The sequence below is a fragment of the Agrobacterium vitis genome (genome assembly GCF_013337045.2).
GTDB classification, from domain to species: Bacteria; Pseudomonadota; Alphaproteobacteria; order Rhizobiales; family Rhizobiaceae; genus Allorhizobium; species Allorhizobium vitis_B.
Window position 1 is genome coordinate 1,479,729 of the sequence record NZ_CP118259.1, and the last position, 19,150, is coordinate 1,498,878.

14 protein-coding genes are annotated in these 19,150 nt (G+C 58.4%); 2 read left to right on the forward strand and 12 right to left on the reverse strand.

Annotated features, from left to right (window positions below; all coding sequences use genetic code 11):
• Window position 1 precedes the first annotated feature (1 nt).
• The 6 genes from G6L01_RS06985 to G6L01_RS07010 all read right to left on the reverse strand — a co-directional run bounded on the left by G6L01_RS06985 (window position 2) and on the right by G6L01_RS07010 (window position 7,701).
• A complete protein-coding gene (locus G6L01_RS06985; protein ID WP_070165129.1) occupies window positions 2–763 on the reverse strand; it encodes a sugar phosphate isomerase/epimerase family protein in 762 nt (253 codons plus the stop codon).
• A gap of 82 nt (window positions 764–845) precedes the next feature.
• Entirely contained in the window at window positions 846–3,293 is a 2,448-nt protein-coding gene (locus tag G6L01_RS06990; RefSeq protein ID WP_071206381.1) for a beta-mannosidase, read from the reverse strand.
• Window positions 3,294–3,345: 52 nt separating this feature from the next.
• Window positions 3,346–4,443: an ABC transporter ATP-binding protein gene (locus G6L01_RS06995; RefSeq protein WP_272950980.1), complete on the reverse strand. Its 1,098-nt coding sequence runs from the start codon at window positions 4,441–4,443 to the stop codon at window positions 3,346–3,348.
• Window positions 4,443–5,387 (reverse strand): carbohydrate ABC transporter permease, encoded by a 945-nt coding sequence (locus tag G6L01_RS07000; protein WP_070164749.1) that lies wholly within the window; start codon window positions 5,385–5,387, stop codon window positions 4,443–4,445. The genes G6L01_RS06995 and G6L01_RS07000 overlap by 1 nt, the downstream gene beginning before the upstream one ends.
• Window positions 5,380–6,282, reverse strand: coding sequence for a carbohydrate ABC transporter permease (locus G6L01_RS07005; protein WP_070164750.1), 903 nt, complete (start codon window positions 6,280–6,282; stop codon window positions 5,380–5,382). The genes G6L01_RS07000 and G6L01_RS07005 overlap by 8 nt, the downstream gene beginning before the upstream one ends.
• Before the next feature lie 183 nt (window positions 6,283–6,465).
• Window positions 6,466–7,701, reverse strand: a complete 1,236-nt coding sequence (locus G6L01_RS07010; protein WP_070164751.1) for an ABC transporter substrate-binding protein — start codon at window positions 7,699–7,701, stop codon at window positions 6,466–6,468.
• Between the two features lie 418 nt (window positions 7,702–8,119).
• On the opposite strand from G6L01_RS07010, the gene G6L01_RS07015 reads away from it, so the two are divergent.
• Window positions 8,120–9,184: a LacI family transcriptional regulator gene (locus G6L01_RS07015; protein WP_156584037.1), complete on the forward strand. Its 1,065-nt coding sequence runs from the start codon at window positions 8,120–8,122 to the stop codon at window positions 9,182–9,184.
• 35 nt (window positions 9,185–9,219) lie between these two features.
• Here the strand turns inward: G6L01_RS07015 and G6L01_RS07020 are convergent, their stop codons facing one another.
• From G6L01_RS07020 to ccoG, 6 genes are all read right to left on the reverse strand, one after another.
• Complete coding sequence (locus tag G6L01_RS07020) at window positions 9,220–10,071, reverse strand: MBL fold metallo-hydrolase (protein ID WP_070164752.1); 852 nt, start codon at window positions 10,069–10,071, stop codon at window positions 9,220–9,222.
• Between the two features lie 74 nt (window positions 10,072–10,145).
• Window positions 10,146–11,576 (reverse strand): NADP-dependent phosphogluconate dehydrogenase, encoded by a 1,431-nt coding sequence (gndA, locus tag G6L01_RS07025; protein ID WP_070151056.1) that lies wholly within the window; start codon window positions 11,574–11,576, stop codon window positions 10,146–10,148.
• A 137-nt stretch (window positions 11,577–11,713) separates the two neighbouring features.
• Window positions 11,714–11,863: a cbb3-type cytochrome oxidase assembly protein CcoS gene (ccoS, locus tag G6L01_RS07030; protein ID WP_015916125.1), complete on the reverse strand. Its 150-nt coding sequence runs from the start codon at window positions 11,861–11,863 to the stop codon at window positions 11,714–11,716.
• Window positions 11,860–14,223 carry a cation-translocating P-type ATPase gene (locus G6L01_RS07035; RefSeq protein WP_070164754.1) on the reverse strand — a complete coding sequence of 788 codons (2,364 nt, stop codon included), beginning with the start codon at window positions 14,221–14,223 and terminating at the stop codon, window positions 11,860–11,862. Before G6L01_RS07035 ends, ccoS begins: the two co-directional genes overlap by 4 nt.
• Window positions 14,220–14,714, reverse strand: a complete 495-nt coding sequence (locus G6L01_RS07040; RefSeq protein ID WP_015916123.1) for a FixH family protein — start codon at window positions 14,712–14,714, stop codon at window positions 14,220–14,222. The genes G6L01_RS07035 and G6L01_RS07040 overlap by 4 nt, the downstream gene beginning before the upstream one ends.
• Window positions 14,711–16,297: a cytochrome c oxidase accessory protein CcoG gene (gene ccoG / locus G6L01_RS07045; RefSeq protein ID WP_070164755.1), complete on the reverse strand. Its 1,587-nt coding sequence runs from the start codon at window positions 16,295–16,297 to the stop codon at window positions 14,711–14,713. The genes G6L01_RS07040 and ccoG overlap by 4 nt, the downstream gene beginning before the upstream one ends.
• Window positions 16,298–16,482: 185 nt before the next feature.
• Between ccoG and G6L01_RS07050 the strand changes: the two genes are divergently transcribed.
• Complete coding sequence (locus G6L01_RS07050; RefSeq protein ID WP_071206383.1) at window positions 16,483–18,948, forward strand: heavy metal translocating P-type ATPase; 2,466 nt, start codon at window positions 16,483–16,485, stop codon at window positions 18,946–18,948.
• Window positions 18,949–19,150 lie beyond the last annotated feature (202 nt).

Consider the following 19,150-nt stretch of genomic DNA (forward strand, 5'->3'; position numbering starts at 1 on the left):
TTCAAAAGGAATTGAAGGAAGCAATAGATCGGGTAATCAACCTGTCGATATCATTCGGATTGTCATGCTCGACCACATAATATTGGACATTGTAGCGTTCCAGAGCGGCCACCAGTCCCTTCCAGTCGACCGTGCCATGACCAACATCGGCCCAGCCGTCCTCGTCCTTGTTTTCACCTGCGGGCGCGATATCCTTGACATGCACGGCGGTGATCCGCTTGCCGTAGCTCTCGATCCAGGACACGGGATCGGCATGGCCACGCACCACCCAGGCGAGATCGGCTTCCCAGGTCAGGCTTGGGCCACCGGCAAAAATCTGTTCCTGTGGTGTCGAGCCGTCTGGAAGCGCTGCGAATTCAAAATCATGATTGTGCCAGCCAAACAGCAGCCCGGCATCGACGAATGGCTTGCCTGCCTTTTCCAGCCTTTGGCCAAAAGCAAACCAACCCGCCGCATCGCTAGGGCGTTGGTCCGGCAAAAGGTGAGGGCAATAAACGGCCTTGATGCCCAACGTCTTGGCGATGGACAGTGCCTTGGCCGGATCGCTTTCCAGCAGGTCGATGCCGAAATGGCCGGTCGGCATGGTCAGGTCATTGGCGTCGAGATCGTCGCGCAGCGCCTTCAGCACCGCGTCATCGGCGCTGGCATACATGGCGCCATAGCCCTCAACATGGGTATAGCCTGCCGCCTTCAACTTCGGAAGGATGGCGGAAAACGGTTGGAAATTGCGGGCGCTATAAAGCTGAAAGCCGAGATCGGTCATGGTCATTTCCTCCTGAATGAATGCGCCGCGCCTCCCATGACGCGGGCTGTCGATATGTGTCGGATGACTGGTTTGTGTGGGACTATTGGGTAGCCTGGCAGGAATAGAGATCGTAAAGGGTGAAATCAGGTACTTCGCCCGGCGGCAGCGGCGTGGCTGGCGTGAAGGTCACACGGCGGCTTTCAGCGGCGGTCAGGTCAAAGGCATTGTCGCTATAGCTCCCGTCAAGGCGGCTTTCGATCATCACGAACAGCGCAAGACCAGAGGCCGTAACCGTTAGCTCTACCGAACCATCAGCCTGTGGTGCGGCCTCAAAGCCAAGCCCTGATGGCTCCAGTTCCAGAGATTTATAGGTGCCACCAGGCATGAAATGGCCCTCGCCTTTCATGCCGTTTGATGCCTTGAAATCCCACATTATCAGTCCATTACTGGGGATAGCTGATAGTTCGATGGAGGTTAAAATCTCTGCCCGGTCTGGCGAACATGATCCGCTTGCCGTCGTGAGTGGCCGGCGTTCACCAGACACTGTCAGCGCAAACACGGTCAGATCGATATCCACACTGTCAGCCGTGTCATTGACCATGGAGAACTGCACCCGCTTGCCCGTTTCATCCGGGATGGCGGCGACGGTCACCGGCTGGAAGAAGCGCTTGACCATATAATGCATGGCCTTCCACCGCCCGCCGTAATCCAGGCTCGCCCAAGAAGCGACAGGCCAGGTATCGTTGAGCTGCCAATAGAGCGTACCCATGCAATGGGGCTTCAGCGAGCGCCAATAGTCCACCGCCGTCTTGATTGCCAGGCCCTGCTGGATCTGGCTAAGATAGACGAAATTAGCGAAATCCTTCGGGAAGCGAAAATAGCGGAACATCGTGCCTGCGATCCGCTCATTGCCACCGGCATTCTTCTGGTGCAGCTCAATGACCGGCGAGGCGATATTCATGTCCTTTGCCTCGGCAAAGCTTTCGATGACAGGCAGCGACGTATAGGACTGAAAGCCGAACTCCGAGCAGAAACGCGGCTTGACGCTGCGGTAATTGTCGAAGCTCTTGTTCTCGTGCCAGACCGACCAGTAATGCATGTCGCCGGAGCCATCGGCATGCCAGGCATCGCCATAGTCGAGATAGCCGGAGGCCGGGCTGGATGGCCACCAGATGGCTTGCGGAAAGGTCTTTTTGACCCCCTGCTCGATCACCCGGTTCAGCCGGTCATAGGCAACCAGATAACGGTCGCGATTGTCACGGCTTTCGTTGAACCAGGTCAGCGCCCCCATCAATTCGTTGTCGCCGCACCAAAGCGCAATGGAGGGATGCGATTGCAGGCGGCGAACCTGATAATCGACCTCGGCTGCAACATTATCGAGGAAATCATCGGTGCAGGGATAGAGATTGCAGGCAAACATGAAGTCCTGCCAGACCAGCAGACCGAGCCGGTCACACAGATCATAGAACCAGTCGGCCTCGTAAAAGCCGCCGCCCCAGACGCGGATCATGTTCATATGGGCGGCCACCGCCGAGACCAGCAGGCCCTTGGTTTTTTCCGGCGACGAACGCGAGAACAGCGCGTCGGCGGGAATCCAGTTGGCGCCCCGGCAGAAGATCTCCCGCCCATTGACCTTGAACGCAAACCGGCTGCCCGCCTCATCGGCATCGGTGATAAGTTCGATGACCCGCAGGCCGATCAGCTTTTCAACTGTGTCGCCAGGCACGTCTACGCTAAGGGCATAAAGCGCTTGCTCGCCACTGCCCGCAGGCCACCATAGTTTCGGCTGTTCCACCTCGAACACATGGGTAATGACCGTTTCCCCGGCATTGACGCCGCAGTCCAGCCGCAGCCGTTCTTCCTCCAGCTGGAAATGCACCGGCACGACCGATGGGGTCTTGGCAAAAATCGTTGCCTTCACCGTCAGTTCCACACGGCCATCGGCGTGATGCAACTGGCTGGTTTCCACATGCTCGATCCGCGCCGGGTCCAGCTTGCGTATGGCGATGGAGCCATAGACGCCCAGCGGCGCGATGGCGATATTCCAGTCCCAGCCGAAATGGCATTGGGGCTTGCGCAGCATGTTGCCATGCGGGATCGGCGAATTGCCGGGATGGTAAGGCACGTAAAAAGGCTGGCGCGCCTGCCGCTCGGCTCCTGCCTTGATGCTGGAATGGATAACAATACGAATAGTGTTTTCGCCCGGCTGCAAGGCGGCGCTGACATCCGGGCGGTAGCGCCGGAAGCAATTGTCGGCCGACAGTACTGGGATGTCATTGATGAACACCATGGCAACCGTATCGAGATTGTCGATATCCAGATACCAGTCCGCATCGGCCACATCGAGATGGAAACTGCGGACCAGCACCCAGTCATTTTCGGCCACCCATTGCACCTGTTCCTCATTCCTTGCGAAATAAGGATCGGCAATCATGCCTGCCGCATGCAGAGCGCTATGCACGTCGCCGGGCAAGGTGATGGTGCAGGCATGCTCACCATTTACGGTGGAAAGCTGCCAGGGGCCAGCAAGGTCGTGGATATCGGTCATGGTCACCTCGATAACTGCGGAGCGGATGATACCGCTCCTCTGGATAGGGGTGTCAGAGACGCATTTCCGTCTCGGCGTCGAACAACGAGGCGACGGACATGTCGAAGGCGAGTTTGACCTCGCTGCCGGGCCGGTAGCGGCGCGTCCCGGCAATGCGCACCGATAGCACCTGTCCCGCCAGCTTCAGCCAGAGGAGGTTATCGGCGCCCATTGGCTCCTCAATATCAACGAGGGCCGGATGCGCCTCCTCGCCCGGACCGATATCGCCGTCCACAGCGATGTGTTCGGGACGCGCGCCCAGCACGACCTTTCGTCCGGGCAGGAGCGTGGTATCGGCCTGATAGCCGGTCAGGCCGAAATCGACGCCACCGGAATGAAACACAACAGCGCCATTCTTTTCCCGCAATTCCCCCTTGAAGAAATTCATCGACGGTGAGCCGATAAAGCCAGCCACGAACAGGTTTTTCGGCCTGTTATAGATGGTCATCGGATCGTCAAGCTGCTGGATGACGCCGCTTTTCATGATGGCAATCCGGTCGGCCAGCGTCAGCGCCTCGATCTGGTCATGGGTGACGTAGATCATCGTGTTTTTAAGCGATTGATGCAGCCGCTTGATCTCGACACGGAGTTCGGCCCGCAGCTTGGCATCGAGATTGGACAGCGGTTCATCGAACAGAAACACATCGACATCACGCACCAAAGCCCGGCCGATGGCCACGCGCTGGCGCTGGCCACCGGAAAGCTCGGCTGGCTTGCGTTTTAACAGCGGACCGATTTGCAGGATCTCGGCGGCGCGCGCCACCCGCTTGTCGATTTCGGTCTTCGGCATTTTCGCCACCTGCAAGCCGAAGGACAGGTTTTTCTCCACGGTCATCTGCGGATACAGCGCATAGGACTGGAACACCATGCCGATGCCGCGATCCTTAGGCTCTTCCCAGGTGACGTTCTTGTCCTTGATGAAGATCTGCCCTTCCGAGACATCGAGAAGCCCGGCAATGCAGTTGAGCAGCGTGGACTTGCCGCAGCCCGAAGAGCCGAGCAGCACCAGAAACTCGCCATCGGCAATGTCGAGATTGAGATCCTTCAGCACCGTGACGGCGCCAAAATTAAGTGAGAGATCGCGTATGGAAACACTTGTGTTCATCGGCATTATCCCTTCACGGCGCCCGCGGCGATGCCACGCACGAACAGGCGTCCGGAGACAAAATAGATAATCAGCGGCACAGCGCCGGTTAAAATCGTTGCGGCCATGTTGACGTTGTATTCCTTCACGCCCTGAACCGAATTGACGATATTGTTGAGCTGCACCGTCATCGGGTAATATTCCGGGCGGGTGAAGACGACGCCAAACAGGAAGTCGTTCCAGATGCCGGTGACCTGAAGGATCATCGCCACCACGAAGATCGGCAGCGACATCGGCAGCATGATCCGCAGATAGATCTGCCAGAACCCTGCCCCATCGATCCGGGCCGCCTTGAACAACTCCTCCGGCAGCGAGGCGAAATAGTTGCGAAACAGCAGCGTCAGGATCGGCATGCCGAAAATCGTATGGACGATGATCAGGCCTGTGAGGCTGCCATAGATGCCAATTTCGCGCAGCACGATGACGATTGGATAGATCATCACCTGATAGGGAATGAACGCGCCGATCACCAGAATGGAGAAGAACAGTTCCGCCCCCTTGAAGCGCCAATTGGCCAGCGCATAACCGCTGACGGAGGCAATGGCGATCGACACCACGGTCGAAGGCACCATGATGCGCACCGAATTCCAGAAACCGCGCGACAGGCCGTCACAATTCAGTCCGGTACAGGCCTGGCTCCAGGCTTTCACCCAGGGCTCGAAGGTGATTTCCATCGGCGGCGAGAAGATATTGCCCATCCGAATTTCCGGCATGCCCTTCAGCGAGGTAACGACCATCACGTAAAGCGGCAGCAGGTAATAGGCGGCGGCCACGAACAGGATGCCGTAGAGCATGATATTGCGGCGCGACAGGATGGGCTTCGGTTTGCGGCCCGTAGGCCCTTCGCCAAGGCGTGATGCCACAGGACGCACGGTTGAAGCTGGCGTGTTGAGAGCGGAATGATCAGCCACGTTTGCGCCCTCCAAATTCCAGATAGGCCCAGGGAATGATGATGATGGCGACAGTCACCAGCATCATCGTCGAAGCGGCAAAGCCCTGCCCCAGGTTTTGCGCCTGGAACATATAGTCATAAACATATTTGGCAGGCACTTCCGAGGCGATGCCGGGGCCGCCACTGGTTTGCGCCACCACCAGGTCATAGACCTTGACGATACCGCTGGTGATAATGACAAGCGTGGTGATGAACACCGGTCGCATCATTGGAATGATGATCAGCAGATAGGTTTTCCAGGTCGGAATGCCATCGACCCGCGAGGCCTTCCAGATGTCTTCATCAATGCCGCGCAGGCCAGCCAGCATCAGGCACATCACCAGGCCGGTTCCCTGCCACAGGCCTGCGATCAGAATGCCATAGATCACCAGTTGCGGATTATAGAGCGGATCGAAAGTGAAGCTGGGAAAGCCCATGCTGCGCACCACCGACTGCACGCCAAATTCCGGGTTCAGCACCCATTGCCAGACAAGACCAGTGACAATGAAGGACAGCGCGAAAGGGTAGAGAAAGATGGTTCGAAACAGGTTTTCGAACCGGATTTTCTGATCCATCAGCGCTGCCAGCAGAAAGCCGATCACCAGACTGAAAATCAGCGAGAAAAAGCCGTAGACGGCCAGATTCTGGATCGAGATCAGCCAGCGCGCCGAAGACCACAGCCGGTCATACTGATCGAGGCCGACGAAATTCAGCCGGGGCAGAAGCTTGGAATTGGTAAAGGAATAGACCACGGTCCAGACGCTGCCGCCAAGAAAGATAACCACAGCAACCAGAATCATGGGAATAGAGGCAATCTTGGCGTTCAGATTGCGAAACAATCGAACCGGTCTTTTAGTTTGGCCAGTGGCCATCATCGAAATACCCTCCTCTGGTCACAGCCATCCACTCCAAAGCCGGAAAATTCAGCCGGAGGGTATTGGAACCGGAAGCCATGGCGAAGAGTGAACGCCATGGCTTCGCGCCAGAAATGCATAAAATCCAGGCGATGGAGCATTTCACCGTTTGTATGAAACGCTGAAATACCGGAGCATGAAGGCTCAATCCGCGTCGCTGATGATATCAGCCAAGCGCTTCTGTGCGGCGTCAGGTGTCATCGATGGATTGGCAAAGAATTCGGAAAACAAGTCCTCCTTCTGCTTTTGCGTATCGGCTGACAAAAGCTGGTCGGTACTAGCCAGGACATTGCCCTTGGCAAGAATTTCCAACCCCTTCTTCATGCAGTCATTGGCCGTTCCCAGATCGACATCGCCGCGAATTGGCAGCGAGCCTTTCTTCAGGTTGAAGGCCACCTGGGTTTTCGGATCGACGATGGTCGATGCCAGGACTTCCTGCGCCTTGGACTTGTCCTTGTCCTTCAGCAGCGGGAAATAGAAGGCATCGCCGCCCGCCGTCAGGTAACCGTTGAGGCCGAGACCCGGCAGGCAGCTATAATCCTTGCCCGCCACCTGTCCGGCCAGCTGGAATTCACCCTGCGCCCAATCTCCCATGATCTGGCCACCGGCCTTGCCGGTAATCACCATATTCGTGGCCTGGTTCCAATCCTGAACATTGCTGCCCTTAGACATCTTACGGGCATCGTCCGCAGCCTTGAAAATGGCCGCGAATTCGGGACCGCTGATGGTCGCTTCGTCCTTGTCCTTATAGACCTTGAGATAAAGATCTTTCCCGCCGAGCGAAATCAGCAGCGTGTCGAACAACCCGCTGGCCTGCCAGGGCTGGCCGCCGAGTGCCAACGGCTGGATGCCTGCCTTTTGCAGGGTTGGCGCTGCGGCAACAAACTCGTTCCAGTTCTTCGGAGTTTCTACACCAGCCTTCTTGAAGGCGGCATTGGACAACCAGAGCCATTGCCAGGAATGAATGTTGACCGGAGCGCAATAGATCTTGCCGTCAATAGTGCAGCCGTCGAGCAGGCTGGCTGGCTTGATGACCTCTTTCCACTTTTCCTTGGTGGCCACATCCGTCAAATCACGCATCAAACCGGCTTCCACGAGCTCTTGCGCCTGACGTCCATGGTTGAACTGGGTCGCCCCCATCGGATCACCACCGGTGATACGGCTGATCATGATCGGTCGGGCGGTGCCGCCCGATCCGGCGATAGCGCCGTCGATCCATTTGTTGCCGGTCGCGTCAAAAGCCTTTGCCAGCTCCTTGACCGCAGCCGCCTCTCCCCCCGAAGTCCACCAATGGGTCACTTCCAGATCGGTCGCGCTGGCCATGCCGAGCGGCAAGGCCACAGTGGCTGCCAATGCAGCCGCAATGCACCGAATTATCATTGAGTCTCCTCCCTCACTGAAACGTTGCCGGAAAAACCTAAGTCAATCCTCCCGGGGATGCAACCGGGAATTAGAATTTTTTTATTCAGATTTTTTATGTATGAAATTGCACCCACCATAAATCGGAAAAACATCCTGAAAATCAGAATTTATTGCGCTGCAATCTGCCAATTCTGGCTGTTTTCAATCAGTAAATAGATTTTTCTTCGCAAATGCGAAATGGGTTTAGGTGATGCAATACCTGTATTGATTGTATTTCATCCAAGAAATTCTCCCGAATTAGCTCTCGACATTTCTACTGTATCGTTTCAGAATTTGGATCGCATTGACCTTTCATCCGGTGACAGTTCCCGTCACAGGCCTCCTTGCCGAAACTGAGTATTGGAGTGTAGGAATAGACTTTACTGGCGGACATTTCATGAATGATAAGCGAAGACCAGGCCCGATAACGGCCCCACATACCGAAGCCTCACATGCAAGGGCGGCACATGAAGGGAAGGGCGAACGCCCTACCCTCAAGACCATTGCCTTTCTGACCGGGCTCGGCATTACCACGGTATCGCGCGCGTTGAAGGATGCGCCGGATATCGGCGCCGATACCAAAGAGCGGGTGCGGATGGTGGCGCGGCAATTGGGCTATCAGCCCAACCGTGCGGGGGTGCGTCTGCGCACTGGCAAGACCAATGTCATCGCCCTGGTGCTCAGCATCGATGAGGAAATCATGGGTTTCAGCAGCCAGATGGTTTTCGGTATTTCGGAGGTCCTGTCAGGCACGCCTTACCATATCGTTGTCACCCCTCATTCCCACAGCAAAGACCCGATGCAGCCGGTCCGCTATATTCTCGATACCGGTTCTGCGGATGGGGTGATCATTTCACGCACCGAACCCGATGATGCCCGTATCAAGCTGCTGACAGAGCGCGGCATGCCATTTGCCGCCCATGGCCGCACCGCATCCGGTCTGATCCACCCGTTTCACGATTTCGACAATGAGGCCTTCGCCAGCCAGGCGGTGGAGCGGCTGGCTGAGCGTGGCCGCAAGCGGATCGCCTTATTGCCGCCGACGGACAAGCTGACCTATTACCGCCATACCCGCGATGGCTTTTTGGCCGGCATCCTTAAGGCCGGTGCCGAAGAAGTGCCGGTGTCCGTCAATATCGATGGATCGCTCGAAGAGATCCGCAACGCGATAGAAGCACTGATGCGCTCACCAGAGGCTCCAGACGGCATCATCTGCTCTTCCAGCAGCGCCGCGATCGCTGTCAACGCCGGGATTGATGCCGCGAACAAGAGGCTGGGCCTGGATGTTGATCTCGTATCCAAGCAATCGGTGCCGATCCTCAAATGGATACGTCCTGAAATCATCACCGCCAATGAGGATGCGTTGATGGCCGGACGCGAACTCGCCAAGGCGGTGATTGCCAGCATCGATGGCGTGGAGCCGCATCTGCTACAAAGCATCAGCCAGCCTGTGTGGTCCTGAACCAATAACCCGCCAAAAGGAGCCTTGGCCGTTGATCAGAACGGGATACAAACCCCGTCACGGGCGATGACCAATGGTCCATGCCAGGCGGTAGAAAGCGCACGGCGCCAATCCGCCTCGCCAAAAGCCGGATCATCGGCAGGAATGAGATGATTGAGCACGAGCTTTTTCACACCCGCGGCATTTGCCAACCGTCCGGCATCTTCGGCAAGCGTGTGCGACGCGTAGAGATGCTCTCGCAGGCGAGCGCCATTGCCAGTTCGGGCAACGATGTTGTCCACACCCTCCGGCAACATGGCCTCATGAACGAGAATGTCGGTCCCAGCCGCAAACTGTGCCAGCGGCGGAAAATAGGCCGTATCGGACGACAGCACGACCGATTTTTCGCCGTAGCAAAACCGCAGGGCAAAGCATTCCGTCACGGGTGGATGGTCAACGCGCAATGCCGACACCGTCAAGCCGTTTTCGACAAAAATCGGCCCTTCGCCATATTCGATGATGGTGATCAATTCCGCCGGATCGGGCCTGCCCTCATCTTCGATTCGCGTGCGGATGTCATAGTCAAGCGAGGCGAGAAACCCCTGCCATAGCTGCTGCGTGCCCAAAGGCCCATAGACGAGCACCGGCTCTGCAAGCCCCGTCGTCCAGGCCGTATGGAGAAGCCCACCAAGCTCCAATACATGATCGGAATGGAGGTGGGTAATGAATACAAGATCCAGTTCTTTCAACGACATGCCAGTCTCTACCACCCCGCGCGTCACGCCAAGGCCGCAATCGACGACAATGCGGCGTCCGCCGAGTGTCAGCAGCATCGATGTGGGATTGGGGCCGCCGGGGCGGATCGCAGGGCCGCCCTTACTGCCCAGAATGACAAGATGATCGTTCATCGAAACAATGCCCTCAAAAAAGCCCCGCTGCGGTGAAGCAGCGAGGCATTACTTTCATTGCAAAACCGCCGGGATCAGTAGATCGCCGCGCCGCTGCCCCAGGGGCCATGCGGATAATCCTTGCCGTCCACCCGCGCAAAACCGTGGGCGCCGAAGAAGTCGCGCTGCGCCTGGATGAGGTTGGCGGTGCCGCGACCGCGACGGTAGCTGTCAAAGTAGGACAGCGCCGAGGAAAGGGCCGGAACCGGCAGGCCGGAAAGCGCTGCATAGGAGACGACGCGGCGAAGTGCTGCATCGCTATCCTTGACCATTTTCGAGAAGGCGGGCGTGACGATCAGGTTTGCCACGTCCGGATCCTTGGTAAAGGCCGAGGTGATCTCGTCGAGGAATTGCGAGCGGATGATGCAGCCTTCGCGCCAGATTTTTGCAATCGTCGGCATCGGCAGCGACCAGCCGAATTCCTTGGAGGCAGCAGCCATCACAGCGAAGCCCTGGGCATAGGCAGCGATTTTTGCCGCCAGCAATGCGCTTTCCAGATCGGCCAGGAAAGCCATGCCATCATGGGGCTTTTCGGTGGGCTTCGGCAGGCCGAAAATTGCTTCCGCCGCAACGCGCTCCTGCTTTTGCGACGACAGGACACGTCCCGCCACAGCAGCCTCAATGCCGGTCGCGGCCACGCCGAGATTCTGCGCTTCGATCACCGACCATTTGCCGGTGCCTTTCTGGCCTGCGGCATCGACGATGACGTCTACCATCGGATTGCCTGTAATCGGGTCCTTGGCCTTCAGCACCTTTTCTGAGATTTCGATCAGGTAGGAATTCAGGCGACCCTTGTTCCACTGGCCGAATACATCGCCGATTTCGCTGGCCGACATGCCAAGTCCATCACGCAGGATGCCGTAGATTTCGGCAATCATCTGCATATCGGCATATTCGATACCATTATGGATGGTCTTGACGAAATGACCGGCTCCATCGTTGCCGAGCCAGGCCACGCAGGGGTCGCCATTGAACTTGGCGGAAATCGAGGTGAGAACCTTCTCGACCCGCTTCCAGCTTTCTTCCAGACCACCAACCATGATCGAAGGGCCGTGACGGGCACCTTCTTCACCACCGGAAACGCCCATGCCGATAAAGGTCAGGCCGCTATCCTTCAGATTGTCGAACCGGCGGATCGTGTCGCGGAAATTGGCATTGCCCGCATCGATCATGATGTCATTGGCCGAAAGATGCGGCTTCAGCAATTCCATCTGCTGATCGACTGCGTCACCGGCCTTGATCATGATGATGATCGGGCGTGGCGGGCGAATGGCGGCGACAAACTCCTCAATCGTATCGCAGCCGATAATATTGCCAGCAAGGTCGCCGGCCTCGCCGATGAATTCATGCGTGCGCGCCGGTGTCCGGTTGAAGACCGCGATGCGGTTGCCTTTCTCGGCAATATTGAGCGCCAGGTTCGATCCCATAACGCCAAGGCCGATCAGTCCGATTTCCGCCTGCTGCATAACCATGCTCCATTTCATTCAACCAAAAACGACAGCGCTGTTTTGGCACTCCTTTGGCAGGGGAGCAAGATGCAACATGAAACGGCATGGACAAGGATGTGTGACGGCAGATGCATAAATGATTGGCAGATCAATGATCAGGGATGGTCGTCGTCGTCGGTGATCACCCGCCACGCCGCGCCATCCATATCCTCATATTGGCCGCTTTTCAGCGACCAGAGAAAGGCGGCAAGGCCGATGCCGCCCATCAACAAGGCGATAGGAATAAGATAGATCAGCATGTTCATGCGGCTATTCCCAGCGGTTTGCGGTTTGATGCCGGTTGAAGGGCATGAGCATCAGTCTTGCGGGTAAATCCGCCCAACCCGTTTAGCCGCAGCGCATTGGCGACCACGATGATCGAGGAGGTCGACATGGCGACTGCGGCAATCAGCGGCGTGGCATAGCCCAGCAACGCGACCGGCACGGCCAGCACGTTATAGCCGATTGCCAGCACGAAATTCTCGCGGATCAACTGCCCTGCCCGGCGGGAGACGTTTATGGCGAAAGGCACGGCATCGAGCCCATCATGCATGAAGACAAAGTCGGCGGCTTGGCGCCCGACATCGGCGGCGGTGGCCGGTGCCATGGAGACATAGGCTGCCGATAGCGCCGGCGCGTCATTAATGCCATCGCCCACCATCAGCAGATGCTGCCCGGCCTCGTCCGCTGACGCGCAAAATTTTGCCTTGCCGGATGGCGAAAGCTCCGCCTCTGCCGCATCCACACCAAGCCGTGCCGCAAGCGCATTCACCACCGGCCTCCTGTCTCCCGACAGGATTGTGACCCTCATGCCTTCAGTTTGAAGCCCGGCAATAACCTCCGCCGCACTGGGGCGAAGGCTGTCTTCGAAGCGGAAACAGCCGAGACTGTAACCATTCAGCGAAAGAATGACTTCTGACAGAGCCGGACCATCGGCCTCACCCTCGCCAGAGCCGAGTGCAAAGCGGCGGTTTCCGAGCCGGTAGCGCCCTTCCGGCGCGTCGGCCTCAACGCCGCTACCCGGAATTTCCGTCACACCGGAGAAATTGCGGATTGCCCCGGCTGCGTAATTGGACGAGGCGCTGCGCCACAGGGACTGTGACAGCGGATGACGGGAATGAGCCGCAAGCCCGGCGGCGATGGAGATCATGCCGGGACTGGCCCTGTTGATATCGACGGGCATGGGACGGCCAAGCGTCAGCGTGCCGGTTTTGTCGAAGGCGACGGCATCCACCTTGGCCAGGCGCTCCATGGCCGAGCCGTCCTTGACCATGATGCCGCGCTGGAACAGTTTTCCGGCTGCCACCACCTGCACGACCGGCACGGCCAGACCCAATGCGCAAGGGCAGGTAATGATCAGCACGGCAATCGCCACCATCAGCGCATGTTTCCAGTCGCCGTCATAAAGCCCCCAGACAATGAAGGAGGTGAGAGCCAGCAGATGAACGACAGGCGCATAAAGCTGCGAGGCGCGGTCGGCGATGCGGCGATAATGCGCCTTGCCACCTTCTGCCGCCTCCATCAGCCGGATGATTTCCGACAGGAAGGAATCGCGTGCCTGTGCAGTCGCCTTGACCGTCAGCGATCCGGTGAGGCTCAGCGTTCCCGCCTGCACGGCATCGCCAGGTCCGACGGTTTGCGGCGCACTTTCACCATTGACGATGGAGACATCGAGATCGCTGGTCCCGGCGATGACGGTGCCATCAAGCGCTATACGCTCGCCAGCGGAGATGGCGACATGCTCGCCAACCTTGATGTCATCGACTAGCCGATATTCCCGGCTGCCGTCTGCGCCGACAACGGTGGCGCCGCGCGGATTGAGCCGCGCCAGGCCGCTGATAGCCGAACGGGCGCGGTCGCGCATCATATGGTCCAGCGCCCGGCCGATCAGCAGGAAAAACAGCAGCGACGCCGTTGCATCGAAATAGGCATGTTCGCCGTGATGAATGGTTTCCCACAGCGAGGAAAAATAGGAAAGCGAGATGCCAATGGCAATCGGCACATCCATATTGGTGCGCCGGTGCCGCAGCGCAGTCCAGGCCGATTGATAGAAGAACCGCCCGCCATAGATCAGGGCCGGGGCGGCAATCAGTGCCGAAATCCAGTGGAACAGATCCCGCGTCGATGCATCCGCTCCGGACCAGACGGAGACCGACAGCAGCATGATATTGGTGGCGGCAAAGCCTGTGACGGCAACCGCCCGGATCAATTGCTTCAACAGCAGATCGGACGCCAGATCCTGCGGCGTGAACAAGTGGCAGCTATAGCCGACTGATGCAATGGTGCGCGCAAGCTCCACCGGATCGAAGCCGCTATCGCACAGAATCGGGCCTGCTTGTCTGTCGATGAACGGCCCCTCCTCCGCAATCCTTGCCCGCCAGACGACACCGACACGCCGGGTGGAGAGGTTGACGCGGGCTCGCTCGACGGCAGGCAGACGTTTTAAGGCTGTCTCGATTTTGGTGATGCAGGCGCCGCAATAGACGCCGGGTACGCTGAAATCCACCTGGGTCAATCCCTCGCCCAGATCCCGGCTTGCCAGCCGGATTTCCTCCGAGGATGGCAGCAGCGCCCCTGAGCGTTCCAGGTCGAGGGCCGCTTCCGAGCCCGCCGCGCAGCAACTCATTTTTCACCCCCGATAACTGCCATCCGGTTGGCTTCATGCATGACCAGCTGCCCGTCACGCGTTGCAATGGTCTCGACGATCCAATGGCCATCATCGACAGGATGATCGCCGGTGAAGTGTCCGGGACCGGCTGGCTTCAGCATGACAGTGAAATCCTGATGCTCACCAACCGGGCGCTTGAAATTGGCGACCACCTGATCGGCAATGACAGGGCCCTTGCCGGGAATGGCGAGATCATAGGCAATTGCGCCCTGCTTTATCGTCATCGTCCCCTGAATGCCGGTATCCAGCAGCTTGCGGATTTGCGCCGTCGTGTCGTTGAATTGCTGGCTGGCGACATAGGTGTTTTGCACCACCATGCCACTCCAGCTATGGCCCGCATACCAGGCCATGGTCAGGTTGACCGTGATGATCACCCCAAAGAAGGAGCAGATCGTTGCCAGCATATGCCAGCCTGTGAACGTGAAGGTTTTAGGGCTGTCAGCACTCATTTCTTCTCTCCAGATCCGTTGCCGGGGCCGTTAAATGTCGCCTTGTAGATGGCTTGCTCGTTGGAATTCGGATCGCTGACGATAAAGCGGAATGGCTCGGAAGCCTCCCTCACGTCACGACCGGCAAGCGTGACGTAGATTTTCAGCGTGGTCGCCTCATCCGGTTCTGCCGTAACGGTCATCGACCGACTTGGCTGGTCCTGCATGCCGTTGACCTTCATGGTGGCATCAGGAAGGCCGTCCAGCGTCACCGTCAGGTCGCGCGGTTGCGGGATCATGTTGAGCAGCCGCACCGTATAGCCGTTTCGGATCGCGCCATTCGATTCCAGCACATATTGTGGATTGCGGTCATGCAGCACGTTAATGTCCAGCCGGTCGCGGGTCATCAACGCAAACAACAGGCCGCCGCCGACGGCGGACCAGAAGGCTGTATAAAGCAGGGTCCGGGGCCGGAAAATCACCCGCCAATCGAAATGCCTGATGGAATCGACAAAGCTGCCATCGGTCTTGCGAACCCGGTCGGGATCGATTGGCCGGGTGCCACTATCGGTCGCCAGCGCCATATTGGACTGATATTCCTCCAGTGTCGCATAGGCGATCAGCCCACGCGGCTTGGCAAGCTTATCCATAACCCCATCGCAGGCATCGATACAAAGCGCGCAGGTGATGCATTCCAACTGCTGGCCTTCGCGGATGTCGATGCCCATCGGACAGACCACCACGCAGGCATTGCAATCGACACAATCGCCGACGCTCTCACCGGCTGCGGCGGCTTTCTTGGCATGGCGGGTCCGTGGCTCGCCGCGCCAGTCATTATAGGTTACGACCAGCGACTTTTCGTCCAGCATGGCGCCCTGAATGCGCGGCCATGGACACATATAGATGCAGACCTGCTCGCGCATCAGCCCGCCGAACACATAGGTCGTGGCGGTGAGGATGGCGACCGTGACATAGGCAACGCCCGCGGCCTGACCGGTGACGAACTCCTTCAGGAGGCTCGGCGCGTCGGCGAAATAGAAGATCCACGCGCCGCCGGTCAGCACACCGATGATGATCCAGGTGAGATGCTTGGCACCTCGTTTCCAGATCTTGGACGGGCTCCACGGCGCGCTGTCCAGCTTGATGCGGGCATTGCGGTCGCCTTCCAGAAAGCGCTCGACCACCAGAAACAGGTCGACCCAGACCGTCTGCGGACAGGTATAGCCGCACCAGGCGCGCCCGACCGCCGACGTGACCAGGAACAGGCCAAACCCCGCCATGACCAGCAGGCCCGCGACAAAGAAAAACTCCTGTGGCCAAATCTCGATAAAGAAGAAGTAGAAGCGCCGATGCGCCAGATCGATCAGCACCGCCTGATCCGGGGCATAGGCACCGCGATCCCAGCGCAGCCAGGGCGTGAGATAGTAGATCCCAAGTGTTATGGCCATGATCAGCCATTTAAACTGCCGGAAACGGCCCGAAGCGCGCTTTGGAAAGATCTTCTTGCGCGCTTCATAGAGTGGCCTGCGAATTTTGGCGGAATTCACTGGCTCGGCGGTGAAACGCTCGACATCCGGTCGTGTTTCTATCCCATTGCTATTCATGACGGCACCTCTCGTTATCAGAGGTTTTTCACGTCCCGCCCTTTGTAACCTTGACTTAAGTCAAGCTGCGGCGATGCGCCTCAAACAGCAGCCCTCGCTACGATGAGATTTCTCCAGCTCACGCCTTGACCTTCCCATGGTGGGAAGCCTTATCTATGGCTGGCAGCCGGATAGGAACCAGACCGATGAATGCCACCAACACCCATGAAACCACCATCGCCATCGATGGCATGAATTGCGCCTCTTGCGTGCGGCGGGTCGAAAAGGCGATTGCCGCCGTGCCGGGCGTATCGTCTGCCTCGGTCAATTTGGCCAGTGAAAAGGCCAGCGTGCAGTTTTCGCAGCAGCCGGATCTCGCCGCCGTGCTGGCAGCCATTCAACAGGCCGGTTATGCGCCGCGTATCGAGACCCAGGAATTAGACATAGATGGCATGAACTGCGCCTCCTGTGTGCGGCGCGTGGAAAAAGCCTTGGCCGCCGTGCCGGGCGTCAGTTTAGCTGCGGTCAATCTGGCAACCGAACGCGCCACTGTGACCGTCACCGCAGAGACGGATAGGCAGGCCCTCGTCGCTGCCGTGGAACAGGCCGGTTATCATGTTCGCAAGCCAGCCAGCCCGGAAGGGCTATCCGCCCCCGACCCCCTGCCCGACCGGCGTGCGGATGAGACACATCGCTTGACGCGGATGACTGTGATTGCCTTTCTCCTGACCCTTCCGGTCTTCATCATTGAAATGGGCTCGCACCTCATTCCCGCCCTGCATTCCTGGGTGATGAACACGCTTGGCATGCAGACCAGTTGGGTGCTTCAGGCCTTGCTGGCCGGGCTGGTGCTGTTTGGTCCCGGCCTCACATTCTTTCGCCGTGGTGTGCCAAACCTCATTCGCCTTCATCCAGATATGAACTCGCTGGTGGTGCTGGGCGCATCCGCCGCCTATGGCTATTCGCTGGTTGCCACGTTCACGCCGGGGCTGATGCCGCAAGGTACCGTCAATGTCTATTATGAGGCGGCAGCCGTTATCGTCACCCTGGTGCTGCTCGGGCGCACGCTGGAAAGCCGTGCCAAAGGCCGGACCAGCGACGCCATCAAACGGCTGATCGGCCTCAGCCCCAAAACCGCGCGGGTAATCCGGGAGGGCAGGCCTGTTGATCTCGACATTGCCGCCGTTATCGTCGGCGATATCTTGGACATCCGCCCCGGCGAAAGACTTCCCGTCGATGGCGTGGTGATCGAAGGCCGCTCCTTTATCGACGAATCGATGATTTCAGGCGAACCGGTACCGGTGGAAAAGGCGGATGGCGACACGGTGACCGGCGGTACGATCAACAAGAATGGCGCGTTTCGGTTTCGCGCCACCAAAGTCGGCGCCGACACGCTTCTCTCCCAGATCATCCGTATGGTGGAAACCGCCCAAGGCTCAAAACTGCCGATCCAGGGCATGGTGGACCGGATAACCGGCTGGTTCGTTCCAGCTGTGATCGTGGCGGCTCTGCTCACCTTCATTGTCTGGCTGTTGTTCGGCCCTGCGCCTGCGCTCAGCTATGCGCTGGTCAATGCGGTTGCAGTGTTGATCATCGCCTGCCCCTGCGCCATGGGGCTGGCCACTCCAACCTCGATCATGGTTGGCACCGGCCGCGCTGCCGAATTGGGCGTATTGTTTCGCAAGGGCGAAGCCTTGCAAAGCCTGCGCGATGTCACGATCGTCGCTCTCGACAAGACCGGCACGCTGACCGAAGGCAGGCCGGAACTGACCGATCTGGTGGCGGCAGACGGCTTTTCCCGTGCCGACATCCTGTCCTTTGCAGCCAGCCTTGAGGCGCGCTCCGAACACCCGATTGCCAAAGCCGTCCTGGCCGCTTCCGAGGCTGAACAAGCGCCTCACCAGATCGCAACCGATGTTGTCGCAGAGCCAGGCTACGGTATCACCGGCATCGTCTCCGGCCATCAGGTGCTTGTTGGTGCCGACCGGGCGCTGACCCGGCATGGCATCGATCTCTCCGCATTTGCCGAGGACGCCGAACGGCTCGGTTTGGAAGCAAAAACCCCGCTCTATCTGGCGATTGATGGCAAAGCCGCAGCTCTGATGGCGGTCGCCGACCCGATCAAGGCAAGCACACCGGCGGCAATCCGCGCCTTGCACGACATCGGCCTCAAAGTGGCGATGATCAGCGGCGATAACCGCCGCACCGCCGAGGCCATCGCCGCCCGGCTCGGCATCGATACGGTGATTGCCGAAGTTCTGCCCGACGGTAAGGTGGCGGCGATTGCCGGTCTTCGCAGGGATGGAAGCAAGCTCGCCTTCGTTGGCGATGGCATCAACGATGCCCCGGCCCTGTCTTCCGCCGATATCGGCATCGCAGTTGGCACTGGCTCCGATATCGCCATCGAAAGCGCCGATGTCGTGCTGATGTCCGGTGACTTGCAAGGCGTGGCCCGTGCCATCGCAATAAGCAAGGCGGTGATCCGCAATATCGGCCAGAACCTGTTCTGGGCCTTTGCCTACAATGTCCTGCTGATCCCGCTGGCGGCTGGTCTGCTCTACCCCGTCAATGGAACATTGCTATCGCCGATCTTCGCCGCCGGTGCGATGGGACTGTCCAGTGTCTTTGTGCTGACCAACGCGCTCCGGCTGCGCACGTTACGCCCAGCATGAAGGGATGTTCTGCATCTAAAAAACGAGCGCAGGGCAGATGCTGTTACAAATATTATTAGAATGCAGAAGGCCATGGCGCTGATAACGCCATGGCCTTCTGATTTTTAACCTGAACGATATCCCTTACAGTCTGTTCAAGAATTGCTGCTGGCCTGGCGAAAATGGTGATTTCGAGAACCGGAACGGAGCGTACTTAACGTAC

What these genes read in the sequence shown, in the direction of transcription:
- G6L01_RS07010 (WP_070164751.1), bottom strand. Translation starts at nt 7,701, where the DNA reads ATGATAATTCGGTGCATTGCGGCTGCATTGGCAGCCACTGTGGCCTTG.
- G6L01_RS07050 (WP_071206383.1), top strand. Translation starts at nt 16,483, where the DNA reads ATGAATGCCACCAACACCCATGAAACCACCATCGCCATCGATGGCATG.
- G6L01_RS06990 (WP_071206381.1), bottom strand. Translation starts at nt 3,293, where the DNA reads ATGACCGATATCCACGACCTTGCTGGCCCCTGGCAGCTTTCCACCGTA.
- G6L01_RS07005 (WP_070164750.1), bottom strand. Translation starts at nt 6,282, where the DNA reads ATGATGGCCACTGGCCAAACTAAAAGACCGGTTCGATTGTTTCGCAAT.
- G6L01_RS06995 (WP_272950980.1), bottom strand. Translation starts at nt 4,443, where the DNA reads ATGCCGATGAACACAAGTGTTTCCATACGCGATCTCTCACTTAATTTT.
- G6L01_RS06985 (WP_070165129.1), bottom strand. Translation starts at nt 763, where the DNA reads ATGACCGATCTCGGCTTTCAGCTTTATAGCGCCCGCAATTTCCAACCG.
- G6L01_RS07040 (WP_015916123.1), bottom strand. Translation starts at nt 14,714, where the DNA reads ATGAGTGCTGACAGCCCTAAAACCTTCACGTTCACAGGCTGGCATATG.
- G6L01_RS07035 (WP_070164754.1), bottom strand. Translation starts at nt 14,223, where the DNA reads ATGAGTTGCTGCGCGGCGGGCTCGGAAGCGGCCCTCGACCTGGAACGC.
- G6L01_RS07020 (WP_070164752.1), bottom strand. Translation starts at nt 10,071, where the DNA reads ATGAACGATCATCTTGTCATTCTGGGCAGTAAGGGCGGCCCTGCGATC.
- G6L01_RS07015 (WP_156584037.1), top strand. Translation starts at nt 8,120, where the DNA reads ATGAATGATAAGCGAAGACCAGGCCCGATAACGGCCCCACATACCGAA.
- ccoG (WP_070164755.1), bottom strand. Translation starts at nt 16,297, where the DNA reads ATGAATAGCAATGGGATAGAAACACGACCGGATGTCGAGCGTTTCACC.
- gndA (WP_070151056.1), bottom strand. Translation starts at nt 11,576, where the DNA reads ATGCAGCAGGCGGAAATCGGACTGATCGGCCTTGGCGTTATGGGATCG.
- ccoS (WP_015916125.1), bottom strand. Translation starts at nt 11,863, where the DNA reads ATGAACATGCTGATCTATCTTATTCCTATCGCCTTGTTGATGGGCGGC.